The organism is Enterobacter cloacae complex sp. SHL001 (assembly GCF_049236825.1).
GTDB lineage: Bacteria > Pseudomonadota > Gammaproteobacteria > Enterobacterales > Enterobacteriaceae > Enterobacter > Enterobacter hormaechei_C.
Genome location: NZ_JBMKIP010000001.1, coordinates 564,284 through 590,376 on the forward strand (window position 1 = coordinate 564,284; position 26,093 = coordinate 590,376).

18 protein-coding genes are annotated in these 26,093 nt (G+C 56.5%); 7 read left to right on the forward strand and 11 right to left on the reverse strand.

Annotated features, from left to right (window positions below; genetic code table 11):
• Position 1 precedes the first annotated feature (1 nt).
• From dmsA to lrp, 6 genes are all read right to left on the reverse strand, one after another.
• Positions 2–2,446 carry a dimethylsulfoxide reductase subunit A gene (gene dmsA, locus ACOTYH_RS02880; RefSeq protein WP_421637546.1) on the reverse strand — a complete coding sequence of 815 codons (2,445 nt, stop codon included), beginning with the start codon at positions 2,444–2,446 and terminating at the stop codon, positions 2–4.
• Between the two features lie 211 nt (positions 2,447–2,657).
• On the reverse strand, positions 2,658–3,950 hold the full coding sequence (gene serS, locus ACOTYH_RS02885; protein ID WP_003858266.1) for a serine--tRNA ligase: 1,293 nt from the start codon (positions 3,948–3,950) through the stop codon (positions 2,658–2,660).
• A gap of 92 nt (positions 3,951–4,042) precedes the next feature.
• Positions 4,043–5,386, reverse strand: a complete 1,344-nt coding sequence (gene rarA / locus ACOTYH_RS02890; RefSeq protein WP_069595734.1) for a replication-associated recombination protein RarA — start codon at positions 5,384–5,386, stop codon at positions 4,043–4,045.
• 9 nt (positions 5,387–5,395) lie between these two features.
• Complete coding sequence (gene lolA / locus ACOTYH_RS02895) at positions 5,396–6,010, reverse strand: outer membrane lipoprotein chaperone LolA (RefSeq protein WP_086625912.1); 615 nt, start codon at positions 6,008–6,010, stop codon at positions 5,396–5,398.
• 127 nt (positions 6,011–6,137) lie between these two features.
• The gene (locus ACOTYH_RS02900; RefSeq protein WP_421637547.1) at positions 6,138–9,806 is read right to left on the reverse strand and encodes a DNA translocase FtsK 4TM domain-containing protein; all 3,669 of its coding nucleotides are present in this window, start codon (positions 9,804–9,806) and stop codon (positions 6,138–6,140) included.
• A gap of 135 nt (positions 9,807–9,941) precedes the next feature.
• Positions 9,942–10,436, reverse strand: a complete 495-nt coding sequence (lrp, locus tag ACOTYH_RS02905) for a leucine-responsive transcriptional regulator Lrp (RefSeq protein ID WP_000228469.1) — start codon at positions 10,434–10,436, stop codon at positions 9,942–9,944.
• A 543-nt stretch (positions 10,437–10,979) separates the two neighbouring features.
• Between lrp and trxB the strand changes: the two genes are divergently transcribed.
• From trxB to infA, 5 genes are all read left to right on the forward strand, one after another.
• Complete coding sequence (gene trxB, locus ACOTYH_RS02910) at positions 10,980–11,948, forward strand: thioredoxin-disulfide reductase (RefSeq protein WP_003858303.1); 969 nt, start codon at positions 10,980–10,982, stop codon at positions 11,946–11,948.
• A 114-nt stretch (positions 11,949–12,062) separates the two neighbouring features.
• Entirely contained in the window at positions 12,063–13,829 is a 1,767-nt protein-coding gene (gene cydD / locus ACOTYH_RS02915) for a heme ABC transporter permease/ATP-binding protein CydD (protein ID WP_015570980.1), read from the forward strand.
• Positions 13,829–15,550 (forward strand): heme ABC transporter ATP-binding protein/permease CydC, encoded by a 1,722-nt coding sequence (gene cydC, locus ACOTYH_RS02920; protein WP_003858307.1) that lies wholly within the window; start codon positions 13,829–13,831, stop codon positions 15,548–15,550. Before cydD ends, cydC begins: the two co-directional genes overlap by 1 nt.
• Positions 15,551–15,595: 45 nt before the next feature.
• The gene (aat, locus tag ACOTYH_RS02925; protein ID WP_023296218.1) at positions 15,596–16,300 is read left to right on the forward strand and encodes a leucyl/phenylalanyl-tRNA--protein transferase; all 705 of its coding nucleotides are present in this window, start codon (positions 15,596–15,598) and stop codon (positions 16,298–16,300) included.
• A gap of 284 nt (positions 16,301–16,584) precedes the next feature.
• Positions 16,585–16,803 carry a translation initiation factor IF-1 gene (infA, locus tag ACOTYH_RS02930; RefSeq protein WP_002211347.1) on the forward strand — a complete coding sequence of 73 codons (219 nt, stop codon included), beginning with the start codon at positions 16,585–16,587 and terminating at the stop codon, positions 16,801–16,803.
• A 204-nt stretch (positions 16,804–17,007) separates the two neighbouring features.
• On the opposite strand, the gene clpA is transcribed toward infA, so the two are convergent.
• Both clpA and clpS read right to left on the reverse strand, forming a co-directional pair.
• Positions 17,008–19,287, reverse strand: a complete 2,280-nt coding sequence (gene clpA / locus ACOTYH_RS02935; RefSeq protein ID WP_006809407.1) for an ATP-dependent Clp protease ATP-binding subunit ClpA — start codon at positions 19,285–19,287, stop codon at positions 17,008–17,010.
• A 27-nt stretch (positions 19,288–19,314) separates the two neighbouring features.
• The gene (gene clpS / locus ACOTYH_RS02940) at positions 19,315–19,635 is read right to left on the reverse strand and encodes an ATP-dependent Clp protease adapter ClpS (protein ID WP_006174393.1); all 321 of its coding nucleotides are present in this window, start codon (positions 19,633–19,635) and stop codon (positions 19,315–19,317) included.
• 267 nt (positions 19,636–19,902) lie between these two features.
• Here clpS and cspD point away from each other — a divergent pair, with 267 nt between their 5' ends.
• Positions 19,903–20,124 carry a cold shock-like protein CspD gene (gene cspD / locus ACOTYH_RS02945; RefSeq protein ID WP_006809408.1) on the forward strand — a complete coding sequence of 74 codons (222 nt, stop codon included), beginning with the start codon at positions 19,903–19,905 and terminating at the stop codon, positions 20,122–20,124.
• Positions 20,125–20,194: 70 nt separating this feature from the next.
• Here the strand turns inward: cspD and macB are convergent, their stop codons facing one another.
• Both macB and macA read right to left on the reverse strand, forming a co-directional pair.
• Positions 20,195–22,135, reverse strand: a complete 1,941-nt coding sequence (gene macB / locus ACOTYH_RS02950) for a macrolide ABC transporter ATP-binding protein/permease MacB (protein ID WP_015570984.1) — start codon at positions 22,133–22,135, stop codon at positions 20,195–20,197.
• The gene (macA, locus tag ACOTYH_RS02955) at positions 22,132–23,247 is read right to left on the reverse strand and encodes a macrolide transporter subunit MacA (protein ID WP_017384842.1); all 1,116 of its coding nucleotides are present in this window, start codon (positions 23,245–23,247) and stop codon (positions 22,132–22,134) included. The genes macB and macA overlap by 4 nt, the downstream gene beginning before the upstream one ends.
• A 159-nt stretch (positions 23,248–23,406) precedes the next feature.
• Between macA and ACOTYH_RS02960 the strand changes: the two genes are divergently transcribed.
• Positions 23,407–24,363 carry a VirK/YbjX family protein gene (locus ACOTYH_RS02960; protein WP_086625914.1) on the forward strand — a complete coding sequence of 319 codons (957 nt, stop codon included), beginning with the start codon at positions 23,407–23,409 and terminating at the stop codon, positions 24,361–24,363.
• Here ACOTYH_RS02960 and ACOTYH_RS02965 read toward each other — a convergent pair.
• Positions 24,360–26,018, reverse strand: a complete 1,659-nt coding sequence (locus ACOTYH_RS02965) for an ATP-dependent endonuclease (RefSeq protein WP_017693708.1) — start codon at positions 26,016–26,018, stop codon at positions 24,360–24,362. The genes ACOTYH_RS02960 and ACOTYH_RS02965 overlap by 4 nt on opposite strands.
• Between the last annotated feature and the right edge of the window lie 75 nt (positions 26,019–26,093).

Sequence of the window (26,093 nt, forward strand, 5' to 3'; positions counted from 1 at the left end):
CTTACGCCTTTTCAACCTGAACGAGGTTTGTGTGGGATGGGTTGCCCTTCGCCAGCGGCGACGGACGCTGCGTAGTGAGAACGTTGATGCAGCCCGCCTGATCGATATGGTTCGCATCCGGGTTATACCAGGCCCCTTCCCCCAGCGCGACAACGCCAGGCATCATACGCGGAGTCACTTTAGCTTCGATATGCACTTCGCCACGTCCGTTGAAGATACGTACGCGATCGCCATTACTGATGCCGCGCGCTTTCGCATCCATCGGGTTGATCCACATCTCCTGTCGGCAGGCCGCTTTCAGTACGTCAACGTTGCCGTAGGTGGAGTGAACACGCGCTTTGTAGTGGAAACCGGTCAACTGAAGCGGGAATTTCGCCGTCAGCGGATCGTTGTAGTTTTCGAAGCCTGGCGTATAAATCGGCAGCGGATCGATAACGTCCCCTTCCGGCAATTCCCACGTTGCGGCAATTTTTGCCAGCTCTTCGGAGTAGATCTCGATTTTGCCCGACGGCGTGGTCAGCGGATTGGCCTGCGGATCGTCGCGGAAGGCTTTATACGCCACGTGATGCCCTTCGGGATCGCGCTGCTTGTACATGCCCTGCTTGCGGAAGATATCGAAGTCCGGCAGGTCAGGAATGGCTTTGCGTGAGAGCTCATGCAGATGGCGCATCCACCCTTCCTGAGTACGTCCTTCAGTGAACTGCTGCTCAACGCCAAGACGTTTCGCCAGCTCGGAAGTCATCTCATAGATGGTTTTGCACTCGAAGCGCGGTTTGATGGCCTGGTCAGTGAAGATCACATAGGACATGTTGCCGCAGGAGGCGTCCAGCGCGAAATCCATCTGCTCAGACGCAGTGCAGTCTGGGAGCAGAATATCGGCATACTTCGCCGATGAGGTCATGTGGCAGTCGATCACCACAATCATTTCGCACTTCTTGTCGTCCTGCAAAATTTCATGGGTGCGGTTGATTTCAGAGTGCTGGTTGATCAGGCAGTTACCGGCGTAGTTCCAGATCATTTTGATCGGCACGTCCAGCTTATCTTTGCCTCGAACACCGTCACGCAGCGCGGTCATTTCCGGACCGCGCTCGATCGCGTCCGTCCACATAAACATGGAGATGCTGGTCTGAACCGGGTTATCCAGCGTTGGCATACGTTCAAACGGGACTTCATACGAGCCTTCACGCGCCCCGCTATTACCGCCGTGAATACCAACGTTGCCAGTCAGAATCGAGAGCATAGAAATAGCGCGGGTGGCAATTTCGCCGTTCGCGTGACGCTGTGGTCCCCATCCCTGGCTGATATAAGCCGGTTTTGCTGAACCAATTTCACGGGCCAGCTGAACAATACGCTCGACTGGAATGCCGGTAATGGTGGATGCCCACTCAGGGGTTTTCGCTACCCCGTCGCTGCCCTGACCAAGAATGTACGCTTTGTAATGCCCGTTAGCCGGTGCGCTGGCTGGCAGGGTCTTCTCGTCATAACCCACGCAGTATTTATCAAGGAACGGCTGATCGACGAGGTTTTCAGTGATCATCACATACGCCAGCGCATTGACCAGCGCCGCATCGGTACCAGGGCGAATAGGGATCCACTCGTCTTCACGTCCCGCGCCGGTATCGGTATAGCGCGGATCGACGATGATCATACGTGCGTTGGATTTGGCGCGCGCCTGCTCAAGATAATAGGTTACCCCACCGCCGCTCATCCGGGTTTCGCCTGGGTTGTTACCGAACAACACCACCAGTTTACTGTTTTCGATATCCGACGGGCTGTTACCGTCTGCCCAGCCGCCGTAGGTGTAGTTCAGCCCCGCAGCAATCTGTGCGGAAGAGTAGTCGCCGTAATGATTGAGATAGCCGCCGCAGCAGTTCATCAGGCGCGCCACCAGCGTTTTACCCGGCGGCCAGGAGCGGGTCATGGTACCGCCCAGCGTGCCGGTGCCGTAGTTGAGGTAGATGGATTCGTTGCCATACTCTTTGATCAGGCGCTGCATGTTAGTCGCGATAATATCGTAGGCTTCGTCCCAGCTAATACGCTCGAACTTCCCTTCCCCACGCTTACCGACGCGCTTCATTGGGTATTTCAGACGATCCGGGTTATAAACGCGACGGCGCATTGAACGGCCACGCAGACAGGCACGAACCTGATGTAACCCTTCGTAGTTATCATCGCCGGTATTGTCTGTTTCGACATATTTGATTTCACCGTCCACAACATGCATACGCAGAGGACAACGGCTACCACAGTTAACGGTACAGGCACTCCACACCACTTTTTCCGGGGCTGAAGCGGGAGACAGAGCCTCCGCCGCCGACGCCAGACGGGTAAAAGGGAGCGTAAAGGCGCTGCTGGCAACCGCCAGACCGCCTATTGCCGTGGTTTTCATCAACCCACGGCGAGTGACCTCGGCAGCCATTAACGCTTCAGGCGCTTTGATTTTCATAAAGACTCACTTTGGTTGCTCACAAAGAAATAAAGGGCGGCACACACCGCTATATAGTTTTATGTATAACGATATTTTTGGTTATCAGTGTTTTATGCTGACTTTCGTTCGGAGGAGTATTACTACTTTAGAGGGAGGGGTTATTGCTTCGTATCAAATCAGAGGCATAAAAAAAGCGCCCTGAGGCGCTTTTTTGTCTTAGAGCAAATAATTAGCCGATGAACTGCTGGCCTTTCATGTAAGGGCGCAGCACTTCAGGGATCTCAATGCGTCCGTCAGCCTGCTGGTAGTTTTCCAGCACAGCAACCAGCGTACGGCCTACTGCCAGACCGGAACCGTTCAGGGTATGAACCAGACGGGTTTTCTTGTCAGATTTGCTGCGGCAACGCGCCTGCATACGACGCGCCTGGAAATCCCAGACGTTGGAGCAGGAGGAGATTTCACGGTAGGTGTTCTGCGCAGGCACCCAGACTTCAAGGTCGAAGGTTTTGCAGGCACCGAAGCCCATGTCGCCGGTGCACAGCGCCATACGGCGGTACGGCAGGCCCAGCAGCTCCAGCACTTTCTCAGCATGACCGGTCATCTCTTCCAGCGCGTCCATAGACTCTTCCGGACGAACGATCTGCACCATCTCAACTTTATCGAACTGGTGCATACGGATCAGACCGCGCGTATCGCGACCGTAAGAACCGGCTTCAGAACGGAAACATGGAGAGTGCGCGGTCAGTTTGATTGGCAGATCGTCTTCGTCGATGATCTCATCACGCACGAGGTTGGTCAGCGGCACTTCCGCGGTTGGGATCAGCGCGTAGTTGCTGCTGTCTGCTTCCTCGTCCAGCGGACGGGTGTGGAACAGATCGCCGGCAAATTTCGGCAACTGGCCGGTACCGTACAGCGTATCGTGGTTAACCAGATACGGAACGTAGGTTTCGCTGTAGCCGTGCTGCTCGGTGTGCAGATCCAGCATGAACTGCGCCAGAGCGCGATGCAGATGGGCAATTTGACCTTTCATGACCACAAAGCGAGAACCCGTCAGCTTAACCGCAGCCGCAAAGTCCAGGCCCGCGTGCATTTCGCCCAGCGTGACGTGATCGCGCACCTCAAAGTCAAACTCGCGAGGCGTACCCCAGCGTTTCACTTCAACGTTGTCGTTTTCGTCTTTGCCGACAGGCACGCTGTCGTCAGGAATGTTCGGGATCGCCAGAGCGATATCACGAATTTCAGCCTGAAGAACATCCAGTTCAGCTTTCGCCTGATCCAGCTCTTCACCCAGTTTGTTCACTTCCAGGCGTAATGGCTCAATATCTTCCCCGCGCGCTTTCGCCTGGCCAATGGATTTCGATCGAGAATTACGCTCTGCTTGCAGATTTTCAGTTTGTACCTGCAAAACTTTACGACGCTCTTCAAGAGCGCGCAGCTTATCTACATCCAGCTTAAAGCCTCGGCGTGCCAGTTTTTCAGCGACTGCGTCTGGCTCATTACGCAGCAGATTGGGATCGAGCATGCTTATCCTGTGCTTATCGAATTAAAAAAGGAAAAAGTGACCACAGCCTGCGGCCACAGAGATATATTGCCAACATTACCGCAACGATTGAACTAACGGTAGCGTTTTATAGGGCTATTTTGATCCTGTCCGGCAAGCCAGGCGAGCTTTTCGCCAATCTTACCCTCAAGACCTCTGTTTGTGGGTTGATAATAGCGGGTTTGTGCCATCTCCTGCGGGAAATACTCCTCGCCGGCGGCGTAGGCATTGGGTTCATCATGGGCGTAGCGATACTCCTGCCCGTAACCCATCTCTTTCATCAATTTGGTTGGCGCATTGCGCAGATGAACCGGCACATCGTAGTCCGGACGTTCACGTGCATCTGACATCGCCGCTTTGAAGGCGGTATACACCGCGTTACTTTTCGGCGCGCAGGCCAGATAGACAATTGCCTGCGCAATGGCACGCTCACCTTCCGCGGGTCCGACGCGGGTAAAGCAGTCCCAGGCGGAAATAGCGACCTGCATGGCGCGTGGATCGGCATTACCGACATCTTCTGACGCGATGGCCAGGCAGCGACGCGCGACATATAACGGATCGCCACCGGCGGTAATGATACGCGCGTACCAGTAGAGCGCCGCATCCGGGGCGCTGCCGCGCACGGACTTATGTAATGCAGAGATCAGGTCGTAAAAACGATCGCCTTTATTATCGAAGCGTGCGCTGCGCTCACCGGCTATTTCGGTCAGCAGCTCCTGCTTTAGCACCCGCTTTCCGGCATCATCCACTTCGGCCATATCGGCCATCATTTCCAGTGTATTCAGCGCCCGACGCGCATCGCCGTTGACCAGTTCAGCGATCGCACGACGCGTGTCGTCCGGCAGAACGATATCCTGTCCGCCGTAACCCCGCGCTTTGTCCTCCATCGCCTGGGTCAGAACCTTTTCGATATCCTCTGTGGTCAGGGATTTAAGCAGGTAAACGCGGGCGCGGGAAAGGAGCGCAGAGTTCAGCTCAAACGACGGGTTTTCCGTGGTTGCGCCGATGAAGAAAATCGTGCCGTCTTCAATGTGCGGCAGAAACGCATCCTGTTGGCTCTTGTTGAAGCGGTGGACTTCATCAACAAAAAGAATGGTGCGGCGCCCGGCATTACGGTTTTGCCGCGCGCGCTCGATCGCCTCACGAATCTCCTTCACGCCGGAGGTAACCGCCGAGATGCGCTCAACGTCCGCGTTAGCATAGCGGGCGATCACTTCAGCGAGGGTTGTTTTGCCGGTGCCGGGTGGCCCCCAGAGGATCATGGAGTGCAGATGCCCCGCCTCAATAGCGCGCGGCAAGGGTTTCCCCGCAGCCAGCAGGTGTTGCTGGCCGATGTACTGCGCTAAATTTTCTGGCCGCATACGGGCGGCCAGAGGTTGAAACGCATTATCTGAAAAATCGAGCGACAGGTTGCTCACTCATGCCTCTTACTTATTACGTTGGTCGTCCACCGTTACGCCCTGCGGCGGGGTAAAGGTGAATTTCGAAGCATCTACAGCGCCGTTTTGCTGAGACTTAAGCTGATAGCTGCTGCGCTGATCGTCCTGCTCAACCGCACCGAACTGATTAATGGTACCGTTGCTGCTCACGTTAATGGTGAACTGCTTCAGGTTACCGTTGCTGCCTTTTGGCGTCAGGACGAACTCATCACCATTTTGTTTAATGTTGTACTGCTGCCAGTCGCTGGACTGGTTACGAGCAATGAGCATAAACGGCGTATTACTGGTCGCATCTTTCAGCCAGGTGGCGGTCGCCTGCTCAACAAACGGGTTGTAGAACCATAAGGTTTTCCCGTCAGACACCAGCACGCTTTCATCCGGCTGGGTCATGTGCCAGTTGAAGAGATTCGGGCGTTTCACCCACAAATTCCCCTGACCTTCCTGCACCGCGTTGCCACTGCCGTCAGTCACTTTTTGCGTGAAGCTGGCGTGGAAGCTGCTCACTTTATCCAGTCGGCTTTTAAGGTCGCTGGCTGCATCAGCCCAGACGCTGCTGGCAACAAAACTGGAGAGTAATGCACAGGCGATGGCGATTTTTTTCATTGTTATTCCTTAAAATACGTCTTCCCGATATGGGGGTTCCGTTTCTATTCTGGACCTGCCCGAAGGCAGGCGACAGAAGAATATGCTTAATTTTTGCTGATTTACCCTTCTTTGCAATCGCTGAAGGTTAATCAAACGGCGGTGGCGCCAGCACCTCACGGTTACCGTTATGCCCCTGTTCGCTCACGATGCCCTGGGCTTCCATCTGCTCGATGATACGTGCCGCGCGGTTGTAGCCAATACGGAACTGGCGCTGGACGCCGGAGATGGACGCCTTACGTTTTTCGGTGACGAAATTAACCGCCTGGTCAAATAACGGATCCAGCTCTTCGCCGCCGTCAAAACCACCGCCGCCACCTTCGCTTTCACTGTCGGAGGTGATGCCGTCAACGTATTGCGGCCGACCGCGCGCTTTCCAGTCCTGCACCACCGCATGCACTTCCTGGTCGCGAACAAATGCACCGTGGACACGCACCGGCGAGGTGGAGTTCGGGCCGGAATAGAGCATATCACCCATCCCCAGCAGCGACTCTGCACCGCCCTGGTCAAGGATAGTACGCGAGTCAATTTTACTCGACACGGTAAACGCGATACGGGTCGGGATGTTTGCCTTAATAAGACCGGTGATAACGTCTACGGACGGACGCTGCGTTGCCAGCACCAGGTGGATGCCCGCCGCACGCGCTTTCTGTGCCAGACGCGCAATCAGCTCTTCCACTTTCTTGCCAACGGTCATCATCAGGTCGGCGAACTCATCCACCAGCACCACGATGTAAGGCAGTTTTTCCAGCACCGGATGCTGGGCATCCATGCTGTCACCCGGCTTCCAGTATGGGTCCGGAATCGGACGGCCCATACGTGCCGCCTCAGCGATTTTCTCGTTATAACCGGCCAGGTTACGCACGCCCAGCGCAGACATCAGCTTGTAGCGACGCTCCATTTCATTGACGCTCCAGCGCAATGCGTTGGCGGCGTCCTTCATGTCGGTCACTACTTCCGTTAACAGGTGCGGAATGCCTTCGTAGACGGACAGTTCAAGCATTTTCGGGTCGATCATGATGAAACGCACATCTTCAGGCTGCGCTTTGTAGAGCATACTGAGGATCATGGCGTTCACCCCGACCGATTTACCGGAGCCGGTGGTACCCGCAACCAGCAGGTGCGGCATCTTCGCGAGATCGGCAACCACCGGATCGCCAGCGATATCTTTACCCAACACCACGGTCAGAGGGGACGGGTTGTCGCGGAATTTGGTGTTATCCAGAACTTCACGCAGATAAACGGTCTGGCGTTTCTTGTTTGGCAGCTCAAGGCCAACGTAAGGCTTACCAGGGATCACTTCCACCACGCGTACCGCCACGGTCGACAGAGAACGCGCCAGGTCACGGGACAGGTTAGAAATACGCGCCGCTTTTACGCCTGGCGCCAGGTTCAGTTCGAAACGGGTGATCACCGGGCCAGGGGAGTAGTTCACCACGTCCGCTTTAATACGGAAGTCAGCCAGACGCGCTTCCACCAGACGGGCCATCTGCTCAAGAGCAAAAGTATCCACCGGTTCGACTTCCGCTGGCGGCGGCGTTAACAGATCCAGCGACGGCAACGGCGTACTTGGTCGTTGCAGCGGACGGCTGTCTCCGTTACGCATCAGCAGCGGGTGAATCAGGCTTTCCTGCGGCTGTGGTGCTGGCTGCTGGAACTGCGGCTGCGGCGGTTGGGCCGGCGGTGTATGCGGCTGCGCATAAGCCTGCGGCGCTGGCTGTTGTGGCTGCGCATTAACCTGCGGCGCTGGCGCCTGACGCACCGGTTCCGCTTCTGGCATCACGCTCGGCGTGAACAGCGGTTCGCTCGGACCGTCATCCACCAGATCTTTCATCGGTGAAAATTCAAAATCCGAGAGCGAGAACGGGTTTGCCCCCGAAGGCTGCTCACCGGAATAACGTTGCTGTTGCGTGGCCGCAAACTGACGCGCTAATTCCGCTTCGGCAGCATCATCTTCATCCTGCTGAGAATGAACATCGTGTTGGTACTCATTCCCGTAGCGTTGAGTCTGCTGGGCGGCAAACTGACGCGCCAGCTCATCCTGATGCAGTTCGTCGGCATCATCTTCGTAGTCGGACTCACGGGCTTTTTCTTCCGCCATACGCTGGGAAGGCAGTTTAATGCCATAAGAGGCCAGCTCCCGGCGCGTCGGTACGCGCACGCGATTAGGGCGCGGCAATTGTGGACCAATGCCCTCTTTTACCTGAGGACGCGGCGCACCGTCGGTTGCCGGGCTGAATAGCGGAGCGGACGCGGCAGCGGCTGCCGTTGCCTGCTTCACGGTTTCCGCTCCTGACGCAACGGCTGGCGCTGGATCTACAGGTGCAACGCTCGCAGAAGGCGCTTTTACAACAGGCTCCTGCACCGGCTCAGGCACGGGCTGATACCAGGCGGCAAGCTGCTCGCGCTCTCGGGCACGGCGCTCTTCCACCTCTTCAAAATAGTACAATGGCGGACGGGATGGCTTCGCTTCCTCCACCACTTCGGGTTCAGACACCGGCGCAACGTATGGCTGTTCAGGTTCAGCAGGTTCGGGCGTATAAGCCTGATACGGCTGTTGCGGCTCGCTGGCAGGCTCAGGCGGCTGATACGGTTGCTGCCACTGTTCCTGCTGCACAGGAATATAGCTTTCAGGCACCGGCGCAATGGTCGGTTCAGGCGTATGGACGCCTGGCGCAGTCTGCCAGTCCACCTGCGGTTGCTGGATCGCGGACTCCGGTGCCGGAACAGGCGAGGACGGCATCACGGCTTCAACAGGCGCAACATGGGCCTGCGCAGCCGTCGTTGCGGCAGCAGCAGCGGCTACCGGTTCAGTCACGGAATGACCATGCAACAGCGGATCGTATTCATCATACTCACCCGGCGTAGCTCGATGACCAGAGAACAACACATCATCAGGATCGACGGCCGCGCCGCGATACTCAATCTGCTCCTCTTCATCCATACGTTTGCCGGAGAAAAGCGCGGCATCCGTTTTACGGCCTAACGGGTTAGCGAATTTTTCAGCAACGCGCTGGCGGCGCGCCAGAGCACCGCGCAGAATACGGGCACGGCGGGATTCACGACGCTGCACGGGTGCCTCGTCTTCCTCTTCGTACTCATCTTCATATTCGTCTTCATCGACCCACGTATCGTCACGACGGGTGCGATTGCTGGCAAACGTCAGCAGAGTCAGAATAAAGCTGCCGATTTTTTCGGCAATGCTCACCCAGGACCAGCCGGTAAACAGCGTCAGGCCCGCTGCCCAGATACAAAGCAGCGCCAGCGTGCCGCCGCTGCTGTGAAGCATCGGTTGCAGCGCGGAGCTCAACAGGCTGCCAATCACCCCGCCGGAGGCGAAGTACCAGATGTCATCGGCGTTGATCGCCGCCAGTCCGCAGGAGGTGAGGATCAGCGCCAGGGCGCCAATCAGGCGCAGCGAAACGGCAAAATAATCGATGTAGTCGTCGTTCTGTCGATGACGCCAGGCAAACCAGCATCCGCCAATAATGATGACGGGAAGGGTATAGGCCATCACACCGAAAATGAAGAAGAGCGTGTCCGCAAGCCAGGCACCGGGAACACCACCTAAATTATGGATAGGCTCATGCCATGCGGTTTGCGACCAGCTGGGGTCTGAGGGGTTGAAACTGAGTAAGGCAGCCATCAGCCAGACGGCAAAAAGGGCAATAACAATCAGTAACGCCTCAAGGAGACGACGTCCGCTGCTTAGCTTAGATAATGTGACTTCTTTGTCTTCAGTGTATTCCTGGCTCAAGAAAGGCTCTCCAGGTATCAGGCATGTCCTGCCTGTGTGCTAAAACGGACAACAGCGCCGGGACTTCCCGGCACTGTTGCTGTATGGATTAACAGGAGTGTAATCAAACTACACTGATTTTGCACCTGTTCCGTGTTAGCGCGTCTTAATAACCAGACGATTGCTCTGTTTGACCTCTTCCATCACCACATAAGTACGGGTGTCGTTCACGCCTGGCAGACGCAGCAGGGTTTCACCCAGCAGCTTACGGTAGGCGGACATATCAGGCACACGGGTTTTCAACAGGTAGTCAAAATCACCGGAAACCAGATGACACTCTTGAATTTCTTCAAGTTTTTGTACAGCGGCGTTAAATTGCTCAAACACATCTGGTGCACCACGATTCAGAGTAATCTCAACAAATACCAGAAGTGAGGCATCCAGATAATGCGGGTTCAGCAGAGCCGTATAGCCCTGAATAAAACCCTGTCTTTCCAGTCGACGCACACGCTCAAGGCACGGCGTCGGGGAAAGTCCCACACGTTTTGAAAGCTCGACGTTGGAAATACGCCCATCCTTTTGCAATTCATTAAGAATGTTACGATCGATACGGTCGAGATCTTTGCCAGGGCGCTTCTTGCTATCTACCATTATTATTGTCTCTCTGTATTCCTTCCCTACTCCTGCCTGGACCCTGTGCACATCACTGTTCAGAGCCTGGACCCGTTATTCATCACATCGCCTGGTTATGTATTAGACGCGATGTAGATTCGGGTTCTGCGGTAAGAAGACCGTTGCCCGAAAGCAGTCACAGACATCACGTATGGCGTCTGTCCACACCATGCGTAGATTTCACTGACCCGGTAAAAATGGCATTTCCGTGCATGTCTATGCGGCATGCAGTTCGTGCGTCTTTTTTTCTTCCTTGAATGTTTTCGCAAAAGCGCAGGGGATTGTCAAAGCAAAACATCGATTTTTAGTACAACATGCCGGATATTCATTACGGAGGGGTATTAATCCTCATTTTATTGCCTTATAAACGCGCGGTTTTCAGTAGCAGAAGTGATGTGACCGCCTCTGACCCATAGGGCGCGTCTATTGCATATATCGGAAGCAAAACTCTCCTGCTCTTTTTTTACGGCAACAAATTCCCTACAATCCAGCCCATTGCCTGCCAACAACAATGGGGATCTCATGGGCACGACCAAACACAGTAAGCTGCTAATCCTTGGTTCTGGACCTGCGGGATATACCGCAGCGGTCTATGCTGCACGCGCTAACCTGCAACCGGTACTGATCACCGGGATGGAAAAAGGCGGTCAGCTGACCACCACCACGGAAGTGGAAAACTGGCCTGGCGACCCGAACGACCTGACCGGGCCGCTGCTGATGGAGCGCATGCACGAGCATGCCGCCAAATTCGAAACCGAAATCCTGTTCGACCACATCAATAAAGTGGATTTGCAGAACCGTCCGTTCCGCCTGACGGGTGACAGCGGCGAATACACCTGCGATGCGCTGATCATCGCCACCGGCGCCTCTGCCCGCTATCTCGGCCTGCCGTCTGAAGAAGCGTTCAAAGGCCGCGGCGTGTCAGCCTGCGCGACCTGCGACGGTTTCTTCTATCGCAACCAGAAAGTTGCGGTTATCGGCGGCGGCAACACCGCTGTGGAAGAAGCGCTGTATCTGGCAAATATTGCCTCAGAAGTACACCTGATTCACCGTCGCGACACCTTCCGCGCGGAGAAGATCCTGATTAAACGCCTGATGGACAAAGTGGCGAGCGGCAACATTGTGCTGCATACCAACCGTACGCTGGAAGAAGTGACTGGCGATCAGATGGGCGTGGCGGGACTGCGTATCCGTGATACCCAGAACACCGATAACGTCGAAACGCTGGAAGTGGCAGGCCTGTTTGTGGCAATCGGTCACAGCCCGAACACGGCTATCTTTGAAGGCCAGCTGGAGCTGGAGAACGGCTACATCAAAGTGCAGTCTGGCATTCACGGCAATGCCACCCAGACCAGCGTTCCGGGTGTCTTCGCAGCTGGCGACGTGATGGACCATATTTATCGTCAGGCGATCACCTCTGCGGGCACCGGTTGTATGGCCGCGCTGGACGCAGAACGCTACCTGGACGGGCTGGCTGAACAAGGCAAATAATCTTTACAAGTCAGTAACAAACGTAAATAAAGGCGGCCACTGGTCGCCTTTATTTTTGCTCGCGTGTAACATGCAGAGGTCTAATTTCTTATAACGTCACCTGCAAAGTACGCAATGGAAAAAACCCGTCAACAAGAGTTAACCCGCTGGCTGAAACAGCAAAGCGTTCTGTCCCGCCGCTGGCTTATGATTTCCCGCGTTCTGGGATTCATCAGCGGTCTGTTGATTGTTGCCCAGGCATGGCTGCTGGCCCGCATTCTCAACCATATGATCATGGAGAACATCCCGCGCGAAGCGCTGCTGTTGCCGTTTATCGTTCTGGTGCTGGTTTTCGTTCTGCGTGCGTGGGTGGTCTGGCTGCGCGAGCGGGTTGGGTTCCACGCCGGGCAGCACATCCGCTATGAGATTCGCCGCAAGGTGCTCGATCGGCTTTCGGAAGCCGGGCCTGCGTGGATCCAGGGTAAGCCAGCCGGCAGCTGGGCGACGCTGATCCTTGAGCAAATCGACGATATGCACGATTACTACGCGCGTTATCTTCCCCAGATGGCGCTGGCGGTGTTTGTGCCCCTGATGATTGTTATCGCCATCTTCCCTGTTAACTGGGTGGCGGCGTTGATCCTGCTAGGCACCGCCCCGCTCATCCCGCTGTTTATGGCGATGGTCGGCATGGGCGCGGCAGATGCTAACCGTCGTAACTTCCTGGCGTTGGGTCGGTTGAGCGGTCATTTCCTGGACCGTCTGCGCGGAATGGAAACCCTGCGGATCTTCGGTCGTGGTGAAGCGGAAACCGAAAACATTCGCCTGGCGTCGCAGGATTTCCGTCAGCGCACCATGGAAGTGTTGCGCATGGCCTTTCTCTCTTCTGGCGTGCTCGAATTTTTCACCTCCCTGTCGATTGCGCTGGTGGCGGTTTACTTTGGCTTCTCCTACCTCGGCGCGCTGGACTTTGGCCACTACGGTACGGCGGTCACGCTTTCCGCCGGGTTCCTGGCGCTGATCCTGGCCCCGGAATTTTTCCAGCCGCTTCGCGATCTCGGCACCTTTTACCATGCCAAAGCGCAGGCGGTGGGTGCTGCCGACAGCCTGAAAACCTTCATGGAAACGCCGCTGGCGAATCCAGAGCGTGGTGAGGTAACGCTGAATACGAACGATCCGGTGACCATTGAAGCACAGGATTTTTCTGTTCTGTCGCCTGAAGGCAAAGTGCTGGCCGGTCCGCTGAACTTTACCCTGCCTGCCGGGCAACGTGTGGTGCTGGTGGGTACCAGCGGCTCAGGTAAAAGCTCATTGTTGAATGCGCTGTCAGGTTTTATGGCGTACACCGGATCGCTGCGTATCAATAAAACGGAGCTGCGCGAGCTCGATCCTGATGCCTGGCGTAAACAGCTGAGTTGGGTGGGGCAAAACCCTCAGCTGCCAGCTCCGACGCTGCGCGAGAATGTGCTGCTGGCACGCCCGGATGCGCGTGAAGATGAGCTGCAATCGGTCCTCGACCGCGCCTGGGTCAGCGAGTTTCTGCCGCTGCTTGCGCAGGGTGTCGATACCGTCATTGGCGATCAGTCTGCCGGGCTGTCAGTTGGCCAGGCACAGCGCGTCGCGGTCGCCCGTGCGCTGCTGAATCCCTCTTCGCTAATGCTGCTGGACGAACCTGCGGCCAGCCTGGACGCTCACAGCGAGCAGCGCGTGATGGATGCGCTTAACGCAGCCTCACGCCAGCAAACCACCCTGATGGTTACTCACCAGCTGGAAGGTATTGCCGACTGGGATCAGATCTGGGTGATGGAAAACGGACACATTGTTGAACAAGGCGATTACGCCGCGCTTGTTGCCGCGCAGGGGCCGTTTGCGACCCTGCTGGCGAACCGTCAGGAGGATATCTGATGCGCGCCCTGCTTCCGTATCTTGCACTGTATAAACGCCACAAATGGATGCTGACGCTCGGGATCGTGCTGGCGATCGTCACTCTGCTGGCCAGCATCGGTCTGCTTACGCTTTCCGGCTGGTTCCTCTCCGCATCTGCGGCCGCAGGCTTTGCCGGGCTGTACAGCTTTAACTACATGCTGCCTGCCGCCGGGGTGCGCGGCACGGCAATTACGCGAACTGCCGGACGCTACTTCGAACGTCTGGTCAGCCACGACGCGACCTTCCGCGTGCTGCAACACCTGCGTATTTACACCTTCAGCAAACTGCTGCCCCTCTCCCCTGCCGGGCTGGCACGTTTTCGACAGGGCGAATTACTCAACCGCGTGGTCGCAGATGTGGATACGCTGGATCACCTCTACCTGCGCGTCATTTCACCTATGGTGGGCGCGTTTGTAGTGATTGTCGTGGTCACGCTGGGGTTGAGTTTCCTGGATGTTCCCATCGCACTGACGCTCGGCGGCATCATGCTGATGACGCTGATTATTCTGCCGCCCCTGTTTTATCGTGCAGGTAAAACCACCGGGGAAAACCTGACGCGCCTGCGAGGGGAATATCGCCAGCAGCTCACCGCCTGGTTGCAGGGACAGGCCGAGCTCACCCTTTTTGGTGCCAGCAAACGGTACCGCGCCCGCATGGAAAATACGGAGCTGAACTGGCATGAAGCCCAGCGGCGCCAGTCTGAACTGACCGCGTTCTCCCAGGCGCTGATGATGTTAATTGGTGGGATTGCCGTCATCGCCATGCTCTGGATGGCCTCCGGTGGCGTGGGCGGTAACGCGCAGCCTGGCCCGCTGATTGCGCTGTTTGTTTTCTGTGCCCTGGCAGCCTTTGAAGCCTTAGCCCCGGTCACGGGCGCCTTTCAGCATCTCGGCCAGGTGATTGCCTCTGCGCTGCGCATTACGGATATTGCCGAGCAGGAGCCGGAAGTGAAGTTCAGCGCGGGTCAAACCGCTGTGCCAGAGCAGGTCGCGCTGACGCTCAGCAATGTCACTTTCGCCTACGACAAGCAGGCGCAAAACGCGCTGGAAGACATCACCCTTTCTGTTGATGCCGGGCAGCGCATTGCGATCCTTGGCCGTACGGGATGTGGGAAATCGACACTTCTGCAACTTCTCACGCGCGCGTGGGACCCACAGCAGGGCGAGATTCGGTTTAACGACGTTCCGCTGTCTGGTTTTAGCGAAGCGGCCTTGCGTAAAACGGTCAGCGTCGTGCCCCAGCGGGTGCATCTGTTCAGCGCTACGCTGCGCGATAATCTTCTTCTGGCGGCACCAGACGCCTCCGACGATACGCTGCGGGCAATGCTGGAGCAGGTTGGGCTGCACAAGCTGCTTGAAGACGACGGGTTGAACAGCTGGCTGGGTGAAGGGGGTCGACAGCTTTCCGGCGGCGAACTGCGTCGTCTGGCCATTGCGCGTGCGCTGCTGCACGATGCGCCGCTGATGCTGCTGGATGAACCGACAGAAGGACTGGATGCCACGACAGAGAGCCAAATCCTTGATTTACTGGCGAATGTGATGAAAGGTAAAACCGTGCTGATGGTCACGCACCGTCTGCGAGGGCTGGTGAATTTCGATCAGATAATTGTGATGGACAACGGACACATAATTGAGCAAGGTAGTCACGCAGAGCTGCTGGCAAAACAAGGTCGCTACTACCAGTTTAAACAGCGCCTGTAGACTATATTTGTAGCGTCCTCTCTCGCGTACTGGAGTTCTGTTGTCATGCGCCTGGTGCAGCTTTCTCGCCATAATATTGCGTTCCCTTCTCCGGAGGGGGCGCTGCGTGAACCTAACGGCTTGCTGGCTCTGGGCGGCGATCTCAGCCCGGCACGGCTCTTAATGGCTTACCAGCGCGGCATCTTTCCGTGGTTTTCTCCTGGCGACCCGATCTTATGGTGGTCTCCCGACCCGCGAGCCGTGCTGTGGCCTGGGCAGTTTCACCTGAGCCGCAGCATGAAGCGTTTTCATGCAAAATCACCCTTTCGCGTCACCCTTAATCACGCCTTCGGCCAGGTTATCGAAGGCTGCGCTGAAGATCGTCACGAAGGCACCTGGATAACCCGCGATATCATTATCGCCTATCACCAGCTTCATGAGCTGGGGTACGCGCATTCGATCGAAGTGTGGAGCGGGGACGACCTCGTCGGGGGCATGTACGGCGTGGCGCAGGGTACGCTGTTCTGCGGCGAGTCGATGTTCTCCCGCTCCACGAATGCGTCGAAAACCGCGCTGCTGGTTTTTAGCCAGGAATTTGCCCGACGTGGAGGACAGTTAATGGATTGTCAGGTGCTGAATGAGCATACCGCCTCGCTCGGCGCCGTTGAAATCTCCCGCCGACACTATATCGAACACCTGGAACAGTGCCGAAAGGAGACCCTACCACGCGATTTTTGGGTTCCCAGAACGCTCTTTATACCCAATGCCTAAATGTTTTCCGCATATTTTTTATGAGGGTGTTATAATTACGCCGCAGAGTAGCTTCTGCCTGTTGCCCCGCCGCCGTTTGGGACCCTCGCTTCAGATAACGTCCTTACGTTTATCCTGTCGTCTCCCCTTTACGAATGCGCTTTCCGTTCGGTTGTACCGTGACGCTTGGGCAATACGCTGAGACTGTTTTGCTGCGTTTTAAACGCGCAATTCTTTACTTAATTGAGGAATTTCGGCATTATCTTGCCGGTTCAAAACTTGGTAGTGATACCCCAGAGGATTAGATGGCCAAAGAAGACAATATTGAAATGCAGGGTACCGTACTTGATACGTTGCCTAATACCATGTTTCGCGTAGAACTGGAAAACGGTCACGTGGTAACTGCGCACATCTCCGGTAAAATGCGCAAAAACTATATCCGCATTTTGACGGGCGACAAAGTGACTGTTGAGCTGACCCCGTACGACCTGAGCAAAGGCCGCATTGTCTTCCGTAGTCGCTAATTGTTTTCGCCTGTAATGGCAGATGAATATTTAAAAGGTCGGGACAATCCCGGCCTTTTTTATTTATGGCTTTAGTGTGGCTGTTCAGGAAGAGGTATTTTAGTGCGTTCTGATGCCTTCACCCTGACCCTCTCCCACAGGGAGAGGGAGAAAAGCGGACACAAAAAAGCCGGGTTAAAAACCCGGCTTTTACACTAAAGAAAATCAGTGAGCCGCTTCCGGCTTGTGCTTCGCCGCACTCTGGAAATCGTACGTCAGTTCGTTCTTCGCCTGATCCAGCCCCACCGTTACCTGGCCGCCGTCCACCAGCGAGCCAAACAGCAGCTCGTTCGCCAGCGGTTTCTTCAGGTTGTCCTGAATCACGCGCGCCATCGGACGGGCGCCCATCGCACGGTCGTAGCCTTTCTCAGCCAGCCAGTTGCGGGCCTCCTGGCTCACTTCCAGCGACACGCCTTTCTGATCCAGCTGAACCTGCAACTCGACGATGAACTTGTCCACCACCTGATGAATCACCTCGGTAGACAGATGATCGAACCAGATAATGTTGTCCAGACGGTTACGGAACTCCGGCGTGAAGATCTTCTTGATCTCTTCCATCGCATCGGTGCTGTTATCCTGGTGGATCAGGCCGATGGATTTACGCTCGGTTTCCCGCACGCCCGCGTTGGTGGTCATCACCAGCACCACGTTGCGGAAATCGGCCTTGCGCCCGTTGTTATCGGTCAGCGTCCCGTTGTCCATCACCTGCAACAGGATGTTGAACACGTCCGGGTGCGCTTTCTCGATTTCATCGAGCAGCAGTACTGCGTGCGGATGCTTGATAACCGCGTCCGTAAGCAGGCCGCCCTGGTCAAAGCCCACGTATCCCGGAGGCGCACCAATCAAACGGCTGACGGTATGACGCTCCATATACTCGGACATATCAAAGCGCAGCAGCTCAATGCCCAGCGCTTTGGAGAGCTGAACCGTCACCTCGGTTTTTCCCACCCCGGTCGGGCCGGCGAACAGGAAGGAACCAACCGGCTTGTGGTCATGCCCCAGGCCAGCACGGGCCATCTTGATCGCTTCGGTTAAAGCCTCAATGGCTTTATCCTGACCAAAGACCAGCATTTTCAGGCGATTGCCGAGGGTGCGCAGCGTATCACGGTCGCTCTGAGAGACGCTCTTCTCAGGAATACGCGCAATGCGGGCCACCACGGACTCGATATCCGCCACGTTCACGGTTTTCTTACGCTTGCTGGCTGGCATCAGGCGCGCACGCGCACCCGCCTCATCAATCACGTCGATCGCTTTATCCGGCAGATGACGATCGTTGATGTATTTCACCGCCAGTTCCACCGCCGCACGTACCGCTTTCGCGGTGTAACGCACGTCGTGGTGTGCTTCGTACTTGGTTTTCAGGCCATTGATGATCTGCACCGTTTCGTCAACCGACGGCTCGGTCACGTCGATTTTCTGGAAACGACGCGCCAGCGCACGATCCTTCTCAAAGATGTTGCTGAACTCCTGGTACGTCGTGGAGCCCATCACGCGGATCTTGCCGCTGGAGAGCAGCGGTTTGATCAGGTTAGCGGCATCCACCTGGCCACCGGAGGCCGCACCTGCGCCGATGATGGTGTGGATTTCATCGATAAACAGAATGCTGTTGGTGTCCTGCTCCAGCTGTTTTAACAGCGCTTTGAAACGTTTTTCGAAATCACCGCGGTATTTGGTGCCCGCCAGCAGCGAGCCAATATCCAGCGAGTAGATAGTGCAGTCGGCAATCACTTCCGGCACGTCGCCCTGCACAATGCGCCAGGCCAGCCCTTCGGCAATCGCGGTTTTACCCACGCCAGATTCCCCCACCAGCAGCGGGTTGTTCTTGCGGCGGCGGCACAGCACCTGGATGGCACGCTCCAGCTCTTTGTCGCGGCCAATCAGCGGGTCGATACCGCCAACGCGAGCAAGCTGGTTAAGGTTGGTGGTGAAGTTTTCCATACGATCCTCCCCGCCTGCTTGCTCTTCATTGCTGTTGATCTGTCCGCTGGGATCCGATGCCTGGTTAGGCTCGTCTTTTCGCGTTCCGTGAGAGATGAAGTTGACCACGTCGAGCCGGCTGACTTCGTGTTTACGCAGCAGGTAGGCCGCCTGGGACTCCTGCTCGCTGAAGATGGCGACCAGGACATTGGCGCCAGTCACTTCGCTACGTCCGGAAGACTGGACGTGGAAAACCGCGCGCTGCAACACGCGCTGGAAGCTGAGCGTCGGCTGCGTGTCGCGCTCTTCTTCACTGGCTGGCAGCACCGGTGTAGTTTGTTCGATGAAGGCTTCGAGTTCCTGACGTAGCGCCACCAAGTCCACGGAGCAGGCTTCCAGCGCTTCGCGGGCAGATGGGTTGCTAAGCAATGCGAGCAGCAAATGCTCGACGGTCATAAACTCATGTCGGTGCTCACGCGCTCTGGCGAAAGCCATGTTTAAACTGAGTTCCAGTTCTTGATTGAGCATAGGCACCTCCCCCAATTTTATGCCTTATCAGGCCTTTTCCAGCGTACACAGCAACGGATGCTCGTTCTCCCTTGCATAGTCGTTCACCATCGCTACTTTGGTTTCCGCAACCTCGGCAGTAAAGATGCCGCAGATCGCTTTGCCACGATAATGAACGGTAAGCATCAGTTGCGTTGCACGTTCAACATCATAAGAAAAGAACTTTTGTAGCACGTCAATAACAAATTCCATCGGCGTGTAATCATCGTTCATTAACATAACTTTATACATAGATGGCGGTTTTAGCGCGTCGCGCACTTTATCTTCCGCCAGCTGGTCAAAATCCAGCCAATCGTTGGTCTTACCCATTATGCATAACCACTTTGAATCTACCTCAGATGTTAGATAACAATCATCTATTACTGTCATCCGCGATGTCTGTCACAAACTGTTGCAATAGCGTTAACTGCCTCAAATTTTGGTTGATTATTGTCCCAACTCCAGCGCCAAACGCTTGACGGCTTCTTCCGTTTCTCTAAATTGTACAAGCGTGAGTTGGCGAGGTTTTGAACAGCCCCCACTCCACCACCGGTTCATTCCATCTTAATTTATAAGATTTACGAAGGATGTCGAAGCATGGAAATGGGTACTGTTAAGTGGTTCAACAACGCCAAGGGGTTTGGCTTCATTTGCCCCGAAGGCGGCGGCGAGGATATCTTCGCTCACTATTCCACCATTCAGATGGATGGTTACAGGACGCTCAAAGCCGGGCAGTCCGTCCGGTTCGATGTACACCAGGGGCCAAAAGGCAATCACGCCAGTCTTATCGTGCCCGTTGAAGCAGAAACGGTTGCATAGCTCTCTGATTCATTGTGTACACCCCGCAGGCAAAATGCCAGCCCGATCGGCTGGCATTTTTATTTTCGGGTTATTCCCGCGCCAGCGCATCCACCGGATCCAGCCGCGCCGCGTTTCGTGCCGGCAGCCAGCCAAACAAAATGCCGGTAAAGGTGGAGCACAAAAACGCGGTGAGGATCGCCATCGGTGAGAAGCCAATCTCCCACCCCGGTAAAAAGAGCTGGAGCGCGAAGGCGATCATCATCGAGAGCGCAATCCCCATCGCGCCTCCCACCAGACACACCAGCACCGCTTCAATCAAAAATTGCTGGAGCACATCGCTGGCTCTGGCCCCGACCGCCATGCGAATGCCGATCTCCCGCGTACGTTCGGTCACCGACACCAGCATAATGTTCATCACCCCTATCCCGCCGACGACCAGCGAAATCACCGCCACCAGCGTCAGGAACAGCTGAAGAGTACGTGTGGTCTTTTCGGCCGTTTTCAAGAGGCCGTCCATGTTCCAGGTGAAGAAATCCTTTTTCCCGTGGCGCAACGTTAACAGCCGCTCGAGCTGCTGTTCCGCCAGCGCGCTGTCGTAGCCCTCTTTCACTCGCACGGTAATGGAGTTGAGCCAGGACTGTCCCATAATGCGCCCGGAAATGGTGCTGTACGGCAGCCAGACGCGCAGGATCTTGCTGCTGCCAAACATGGACTGTTTCTCTTCCGCCACACCAATCACCGTGGCGGGCATGTTACCCACCAGGATCACTTCCCCCACCACACGGGTTTTATTGGGGAAAAGCTGTCTGCGCGAGTTAGCGTCTAACACCACCACCTGCGCCCTGCCCGCCAGCTGTTCCGCGTTGAAGGTCGCCCCTTCGCTAAAGGTCATGCCGTAAACGTTGAAGTAATCTCCGCTGACGCCGTTAGCGCTGGCCGCCACGTCGATGTTGCCGTAGCGCAGACGCAGGTTTTGCGACACGGCAGGCGTGGCGGAGTTCACCCACGGCTGCTTCTGAATAGCCGCCAGATCGTCGTATTTCAGCGCCTGCTGATACTGCGGCTCGTCGTCGCCAAAATCTTTGCCGGGGTAAACGTCGATGGTGTTAGTCCCGATGGCGCGAATATCCGCCAGCACCAGCTGTTTCGCCGCATCGCCCACCACCACAATCGACACCACCGAGGCAATACCGATAATGATGCCGAGCATGGTCAGCAGGGTGCGCATTTTGTTGGCCGCCATCGCCAGCCAGGCCATGGTCAGCGCTTCACGAAAGCCGCTGGAGAACTGTCCCCAGCCGGTGGACGCAGGTAAGGCTTCTTTCGGCGCCGCCGCTCTGGACTGACGTGGCGGCGGGTTGCTGACCAGCTCGCCGTCGTGGATCTCAATGATGCGTTCCGCCTGCGCTGCCACCTGCGGATCGTGGGTGACAATAATCACCGTATGCCCCTGATCGCGCAGCTGATGCAGGATCGCCATCACCTCTTCACCGGAATGGCTGTCGAGCGCACCGGTTGGCTCATCGGCGAGGATCACCTGTCCGCCGTTCATCAGCGCACGGGCAATACTCACGCGCTGCTGCTGACCGCCGGAAAGCTGCGAAGGCTGATAATCAACACGCTCCGCCAGCCCAAGACGCGTTAACAGCGCCTTCGCGCGTTCAAGGCGTTTTTTGCGCTCGACGCCCGCATACACCGCCGGCACCTCCACATTCTGCGCCGCGCTCAGGTGTGAAAGCAGATGGTAACGCTGAAAAATAAAGCCAAAATGCTCGCGACGCAGCTTCGCCAGCGCGTCGCCGTCCAGGGTGGAAACATCCGTCCCGGCCACGCGATAGGTGCCGCTGGTGGGCTTATCCAGACAGCCAAGAATGTTCATCAGCGTTGATTTACCCGAGCCCGACGCCCCGACAATCGCCACCATTTCACCGGCTTCAACGCGCAGGGAGATGCCCTTCAGCACCTCCACCGGCCCGTCGCCGGACGGATAGCTGCGACGAATGTCATTCAGCTCAAGCAGCGCCGTCATTGCGCGGCTCCGGGCAGGGTTTCGCTGGTGACCACTTCCTCACCCTCTTCCAGCCCTTTTACCACCACCACATCGGTGTCGTTACGTGCGCCAATCACCACTTCCCGCTCGCGGGTTTCGCCGTTGCGCAGCACTTTCACCTTGTAGCGATTGTCCCCGGCGGATTCACCCAGCGCGGAGAGCGGAACCGTCAGCACGTTTTTCACGCCGGTCAGCTGGATATGCACCTGGGCGGTCATGTCCAGACGCAGCACGCCCTGCGGGTTTGGCACCTCAAAACGCGCATAGTAGAAGATGGCGTCGTTGACCTTCTCCGGCGTCGGCAGGATATCTTTCAGCACCCCTTCATAGCGGGTTTGCGGATCGCCCAGCACCGTAAACCAGGCTTTCTGCCCCGGCTTAAGGTGAATGACGTCCGCTTCGGATACCTGGGCTTTCACCAGCATGGTGCTCATATCCGCCAGGGTCAGGATGTTCGGCGCCTGCTGCGCGGCGATGACCGTCTGGCCTTGCAGGGTGGTTATCTGCGTCACTTCCCCGGCCATTGGCGCAACGATTTGCGTGTAATCGAGGTTGGTTTTCGCCGTATCCAGCGAGGCCTGATTCCGTTTGATTTGCGCATCGATGGTGCCAATCTGCGCCTGCTTCACCGCCAGCTCCGTGGCGGCTGTGTCCAGATCCTGTTTCGAGATAGCCTGCGTTTTCGCCAGCGCCTGCTGGCGCGTCAGGGTGACCTGAGCGAGATTACGCTCCGCCTGAGCCTGCGCGCGCTGCGCGCGCAGCTCCATCAGCGTCGCTTCCACTTCGCGGATTTGGTTTTGCGCCTGCTCAGGATCGATCACGCCCAGCAGCTGGCCTTTTTTAACCTTATCGCCAATCTCAACTGACAGGGTTTTAAGCTGACCGCTGACCTGCGCGCCCACGTCAACCTTACGCAGGGCATCCAGTTTCCCCGTCGCCAGCACGTTTTGTTGCAGCTCGCCCGGACGAACAATCAGCGTTTGATACTGTGGTACCGGCGCGTTCAGTACCTTCCATAACCAGAATCCGCCCGCTAACACCACTACCGCCAGCAGCAGAAACAGCTTTCTGCGTTTTCCCTTCAGGTTCATAAATATTCCAAATAATTTTTCTGGCTATCATCACCGTTGATTTTATCTAAACCACTCCTCAACGAAACCCCCGATCCCCGTAATCGTCGGGAATTGTTTACCCGATGTTGATAAAGCGCCTGCTGAAATAGCGATATTCCACAAGAAGCAGGATCTAACATGTCTTCCATCGTCGATACACCTTATTCAACGCTGCCCCAGCCTAAATCGGGCTGGCAACTGTTTAAAAGCCTGGCATCGGGTGCCCTCACGCCGGGGCTGGCGTGGCAAAATCCGGCCTATCGACGTAAGTTTATGTTGCGCTCGCTGGCAACGCCGTTCACCACTGCGCGCCTGCTCGGAAATCTTGCAAAACAGCCCCGTCTGATGCAGATCCTGCGCGTGCAGCCCGGCCTGCCGTGCCGCCTGCACCGGCCGTGGCTGACCGTCAATATGGGCCGTCAGACTACGCTGGACGCATTGAACGATCACTATGAGATGATGAGCCGCCATCTTCCGGCGTCGCTGCTGAACGGTTACCTCTCCAGCCAGGGCATTATGCTGGTGACGTTAACGGGCAAAGAGGAGCAGCAGTTTAGCGTTCGCCTGAGCGCGGATGCGTTTCTGGACAAAGAAGGGGAAGCGACCCTCACTTTTTGCGACCACCAGAACACGGTGCTGGCCGAGCTGACCTTTACGCTGTGCACATACCAGGGCAAGCCAACGCTCTTCATCGGCGGAATGCAGGGGGCGAAAGCGCATGTCCCGCACGAGCACATTCAGCTGGCGACCAAAGCCTGTCACGGACTGTTCCCAAAACGTCTGCTGGTTGAAGCGGTCATGACGCTGGCAGGCGCCTTCCCGGTCGAGCAGATCCTCGCGGTGAGTAACGCCACCCACATCTACCGCAGCTGGCGCTATCGCAAGAAAAAAGAGGGAAAATTGCTGGCTGACTATGACAGCTTCTGGCGCTCCCTTGGCGGACAGCAGCAGGATAACGGCAACTTTGCCCTGCCGCTGACCATGCCACGCAAACCGATGGAAGAGATTGCGAGTAAAAAACGGTCCGAATACCGCCGCCGCTATGCCCTGCTTGATAGCCTGATCCAACAGGTTTCGCAGGCGACTGCCCGTTAATCGGCCCTCCCGCGAGCCAGCCAGAGGACGCGGGAGAACATTTTACGCAGCAGCGTGGGCACCGACTCCACGCCTCGCCTGCCCGCTTCCGTCGCAACTTCAATGGCCAAATCCGGTTTTGACGACCGATGGATAGCTTTGGCAATCACCCGGCGCATATTCATGGGCACATCTACCGGGATCATCGCCACGCGGTGAAAGACGTCGTCAAATCCCTGGCGGTACATAAAGTGCTCCATGTCCATCGCAGGCAGCGCGGTCAGATGTTCCCGCTCCTCTTCACGATCGTTATTGAGCAGGCTGCGCACGGTCGCCGCATATTTTTTACCCGCCTCATCGCCATCCACCAGTACGTGCCACTCTATCCCCATCCGGCGCGCAAATTTGATCAGCGGTTTTAAGCCAGACTGAGCAAATTCGATCACTTTGATCCCTTCGGCGTCAAAGTGGTGTCCGCACTGGCGAGCCAGCTCGTTTATCACCCAGGTTTCCGTTTCCCCTTCCACCAGCAACCAGCAGCGGGCAAACAGGGAAGAGGCACGGTTAAAACGGATATGAAACGCAATTCGTCGGCCATCTTCGGCATTTAACCCGCCGGGCCCGAGCCGGTAAGCGGTGACCCGCGACGATTCACGCACCAGGCGGCAGACATACTCCACCGGCGTCAGAGAGAGCAGCTCTCCGGAATTCGTGGTGGTGACTCGCTGCAACGGTAGCAAATTAAGAAGATGCCACGCCACGGAAAGCATAATCGGGTGCAGCCGCGTTTCCGGATCTTCCACCAGCAGCAGCGGGCGCGCGTCCCGATCCAGGCGCACCGTCCCTTTCGCCTGTAAAAGCGTGGAGAATAATCCCAGCAGGATCACCCGATGCGTGCGCCCGCCGGGGCGGTCGATCATGCGGTTGATAATATCGAGATAGCGCCAGCTTCGTTGTTCATCGTGCGAGCGGCGACGCATCAGACGGTGGCGCGCCTGCCCCGTTCCCTGCTCGGAGAAATAGTGCTCCAGCAGTTGCACCATGGCAGACAGTCCCTGACGGATCTGGCCGTCGGTGAGGTTCTGCGGCCGTGAGACCAGTTCACGGGCGAGGAAATCCAGTTCGCGGGCGGTCACTTCCACCTCGGGCATATTCGGCACGGTGCCGTTACGGATCCGCCGCATAAAGCGCGCGTCTCGTAAGCGCAGCACGGGGGAGAGGCGGATAAGATGGCGGGCAAGCTCGTCAATATTATCGAGCGGGATCGGATTTCCCTTCTCATCAAGAAATTCACGCAGGGTTAACACCCCGTCGTTTTGCGCCATTTCGCCCTCAAGGCGATAGAAAATACGCTGGAAACCATCTTCACAGGGCACCCAGCAGGGCGACATAGGGCGAAAACGACGCACGCGATGGCGGCCGGGCTCGGATTCGCGGAAGGTCAGAATGATATGCAGGTGTTTCTCGCGTCCGTTGACATCCCCTGGCGGAAACCAGAAGTCATCATGAACGAAGTGGTACAAGTTCTCTTCGGGCGAAAGTAGCAGCGTCAGGGCATCCAGCAGGCTGGATTTACCCCAGGCATTTTCGCCTATCAGGACGTTGTTCTGTTCCAGTTGCAGCGACAGGCGGTTAATCCCGCGAAACCCGACAATCTCCACACGTTCGAGTAGCATACATCCCCCGCAATTCGGCCACTTTTTCCTTCAAGTTATCAGCAGTATAGCGGCAGGCTGTGGGTCACGACAGCA

What these genes read in the sequence shown, in the direction of transcription:
- serS (WP_003858266.1), bottom strand. Translation starts at nt 3,950, where the DNA reads ATGCTCGATCCCAATCTGCTGCGTAATGAGCCAGACGCAGTCGCTGAA.
- infA (WP_002211347.1), top strand. Translation starts at nt 16,585, where the DNA reads ATGGCCAAAGAAGACAATATTGAAATGCAGGGTACCGTACTTGATACG.
- trxB (WP_003858303.1), top strand. Translation starts at nt 10,980, where the DNA reads ATGGGCACGACCAAACACAGTAAGCTGCTAATCCTTGGTTCTGGACCT.
- dmsA (WP_421637546.1), bottom strand. Translation starts at nt 2,446, where the DNA reads ATGAAAATCAAAGCGCCTGAAGCGTTAATGGCTGCCGAGGTCACTCGC.
- clpS (WP_006174393.1), bottom strand. Translation starts at nt 19,635, where the DNA reads ATGGGTAAGACCAACGATTGGCTGGATTTTGACCAGCTGGCGGAAGAT.
- ACOTYH_RS02965 (WP_017693708.1), bottom strand. Translation starts at nt 26,018, where the DNA reads ATGCTACTCGAACGTGTGGAGATTGTCGGGTTTCGCGGGATTAACCGC.
- macB (WP_015570984.1), bottom strand. Translation starts at nt 22,135, where the DNA reads ATGACGGCGCTGCTTGAGCTGAATGACATTCGTCGCAGCTATCCGTCC.
- ACOTYH_RS02960 (WP_086625914.1), top strand. Translation starts at nt 23,407, where the DNA reads ATGTCTTCCATCGTCGATACACCTTATTCAACGCTGCCCCAGCCTAAA.
- cydC (WP_003858307.1), top strand. Translation starts at nt 13,829, where the DNA reads ATGCGCGCCCTGCTTCCGTATCTTGCACTGTATAAACGCCACAAATGG.
- clpA (WP_006809407.1), bottom strand. Translation starts at nt 19,287, where the DNA reads ATGCTCAATCAAGAACTGGAACTCAGTTTAAACATGGCTTTCGCCAGA.
- aat (WP_023296218.1), top strand. Translation starts at nt 15,596, where the DNA reads ATGCGCCTGGTGCAGCTTTCTCGCCATAATATTGCGTTCCCTTCTCCG.
- cspD (WP_006809408.1), top strand. Translation starts at nt 19,903, where the DNA reads ATGGAAATGGGTACTGTTAAGTGGTTCAACAACGCCAAGGGGTTTGGC.
- lrp (WP_000228469.1), bottom strand. Translation starts at nt 10,436, where the DNA reads ATGGTAGATAGCAAGAAGCGCCCTGGCAAAGATCTCGACCGTATCGAT.
- lolA (WP_086625912.1), bottom strand. Translation starts at nt 6,010, where the DNA reads ATGAAAAAAATCGCCATCGCCTGTGCATTACTCTCCAGTTTTGTTGCC.
- macA (WP_017384842.1), bottom strand. Translation starts at nt 23,247, where the DNA reads ATGAACCTGAAGGGAAAACGCAGAAAGCTGTTTCTGCTGCTGGCGGTA.
- cydD (WP_015570980.1), top strand. Translation starts at nt 12,063, where the DNA reads ATGGAAAAAACCCGTCAACAAGAGTTAACCCGCTGGCTGAAACAGCAA.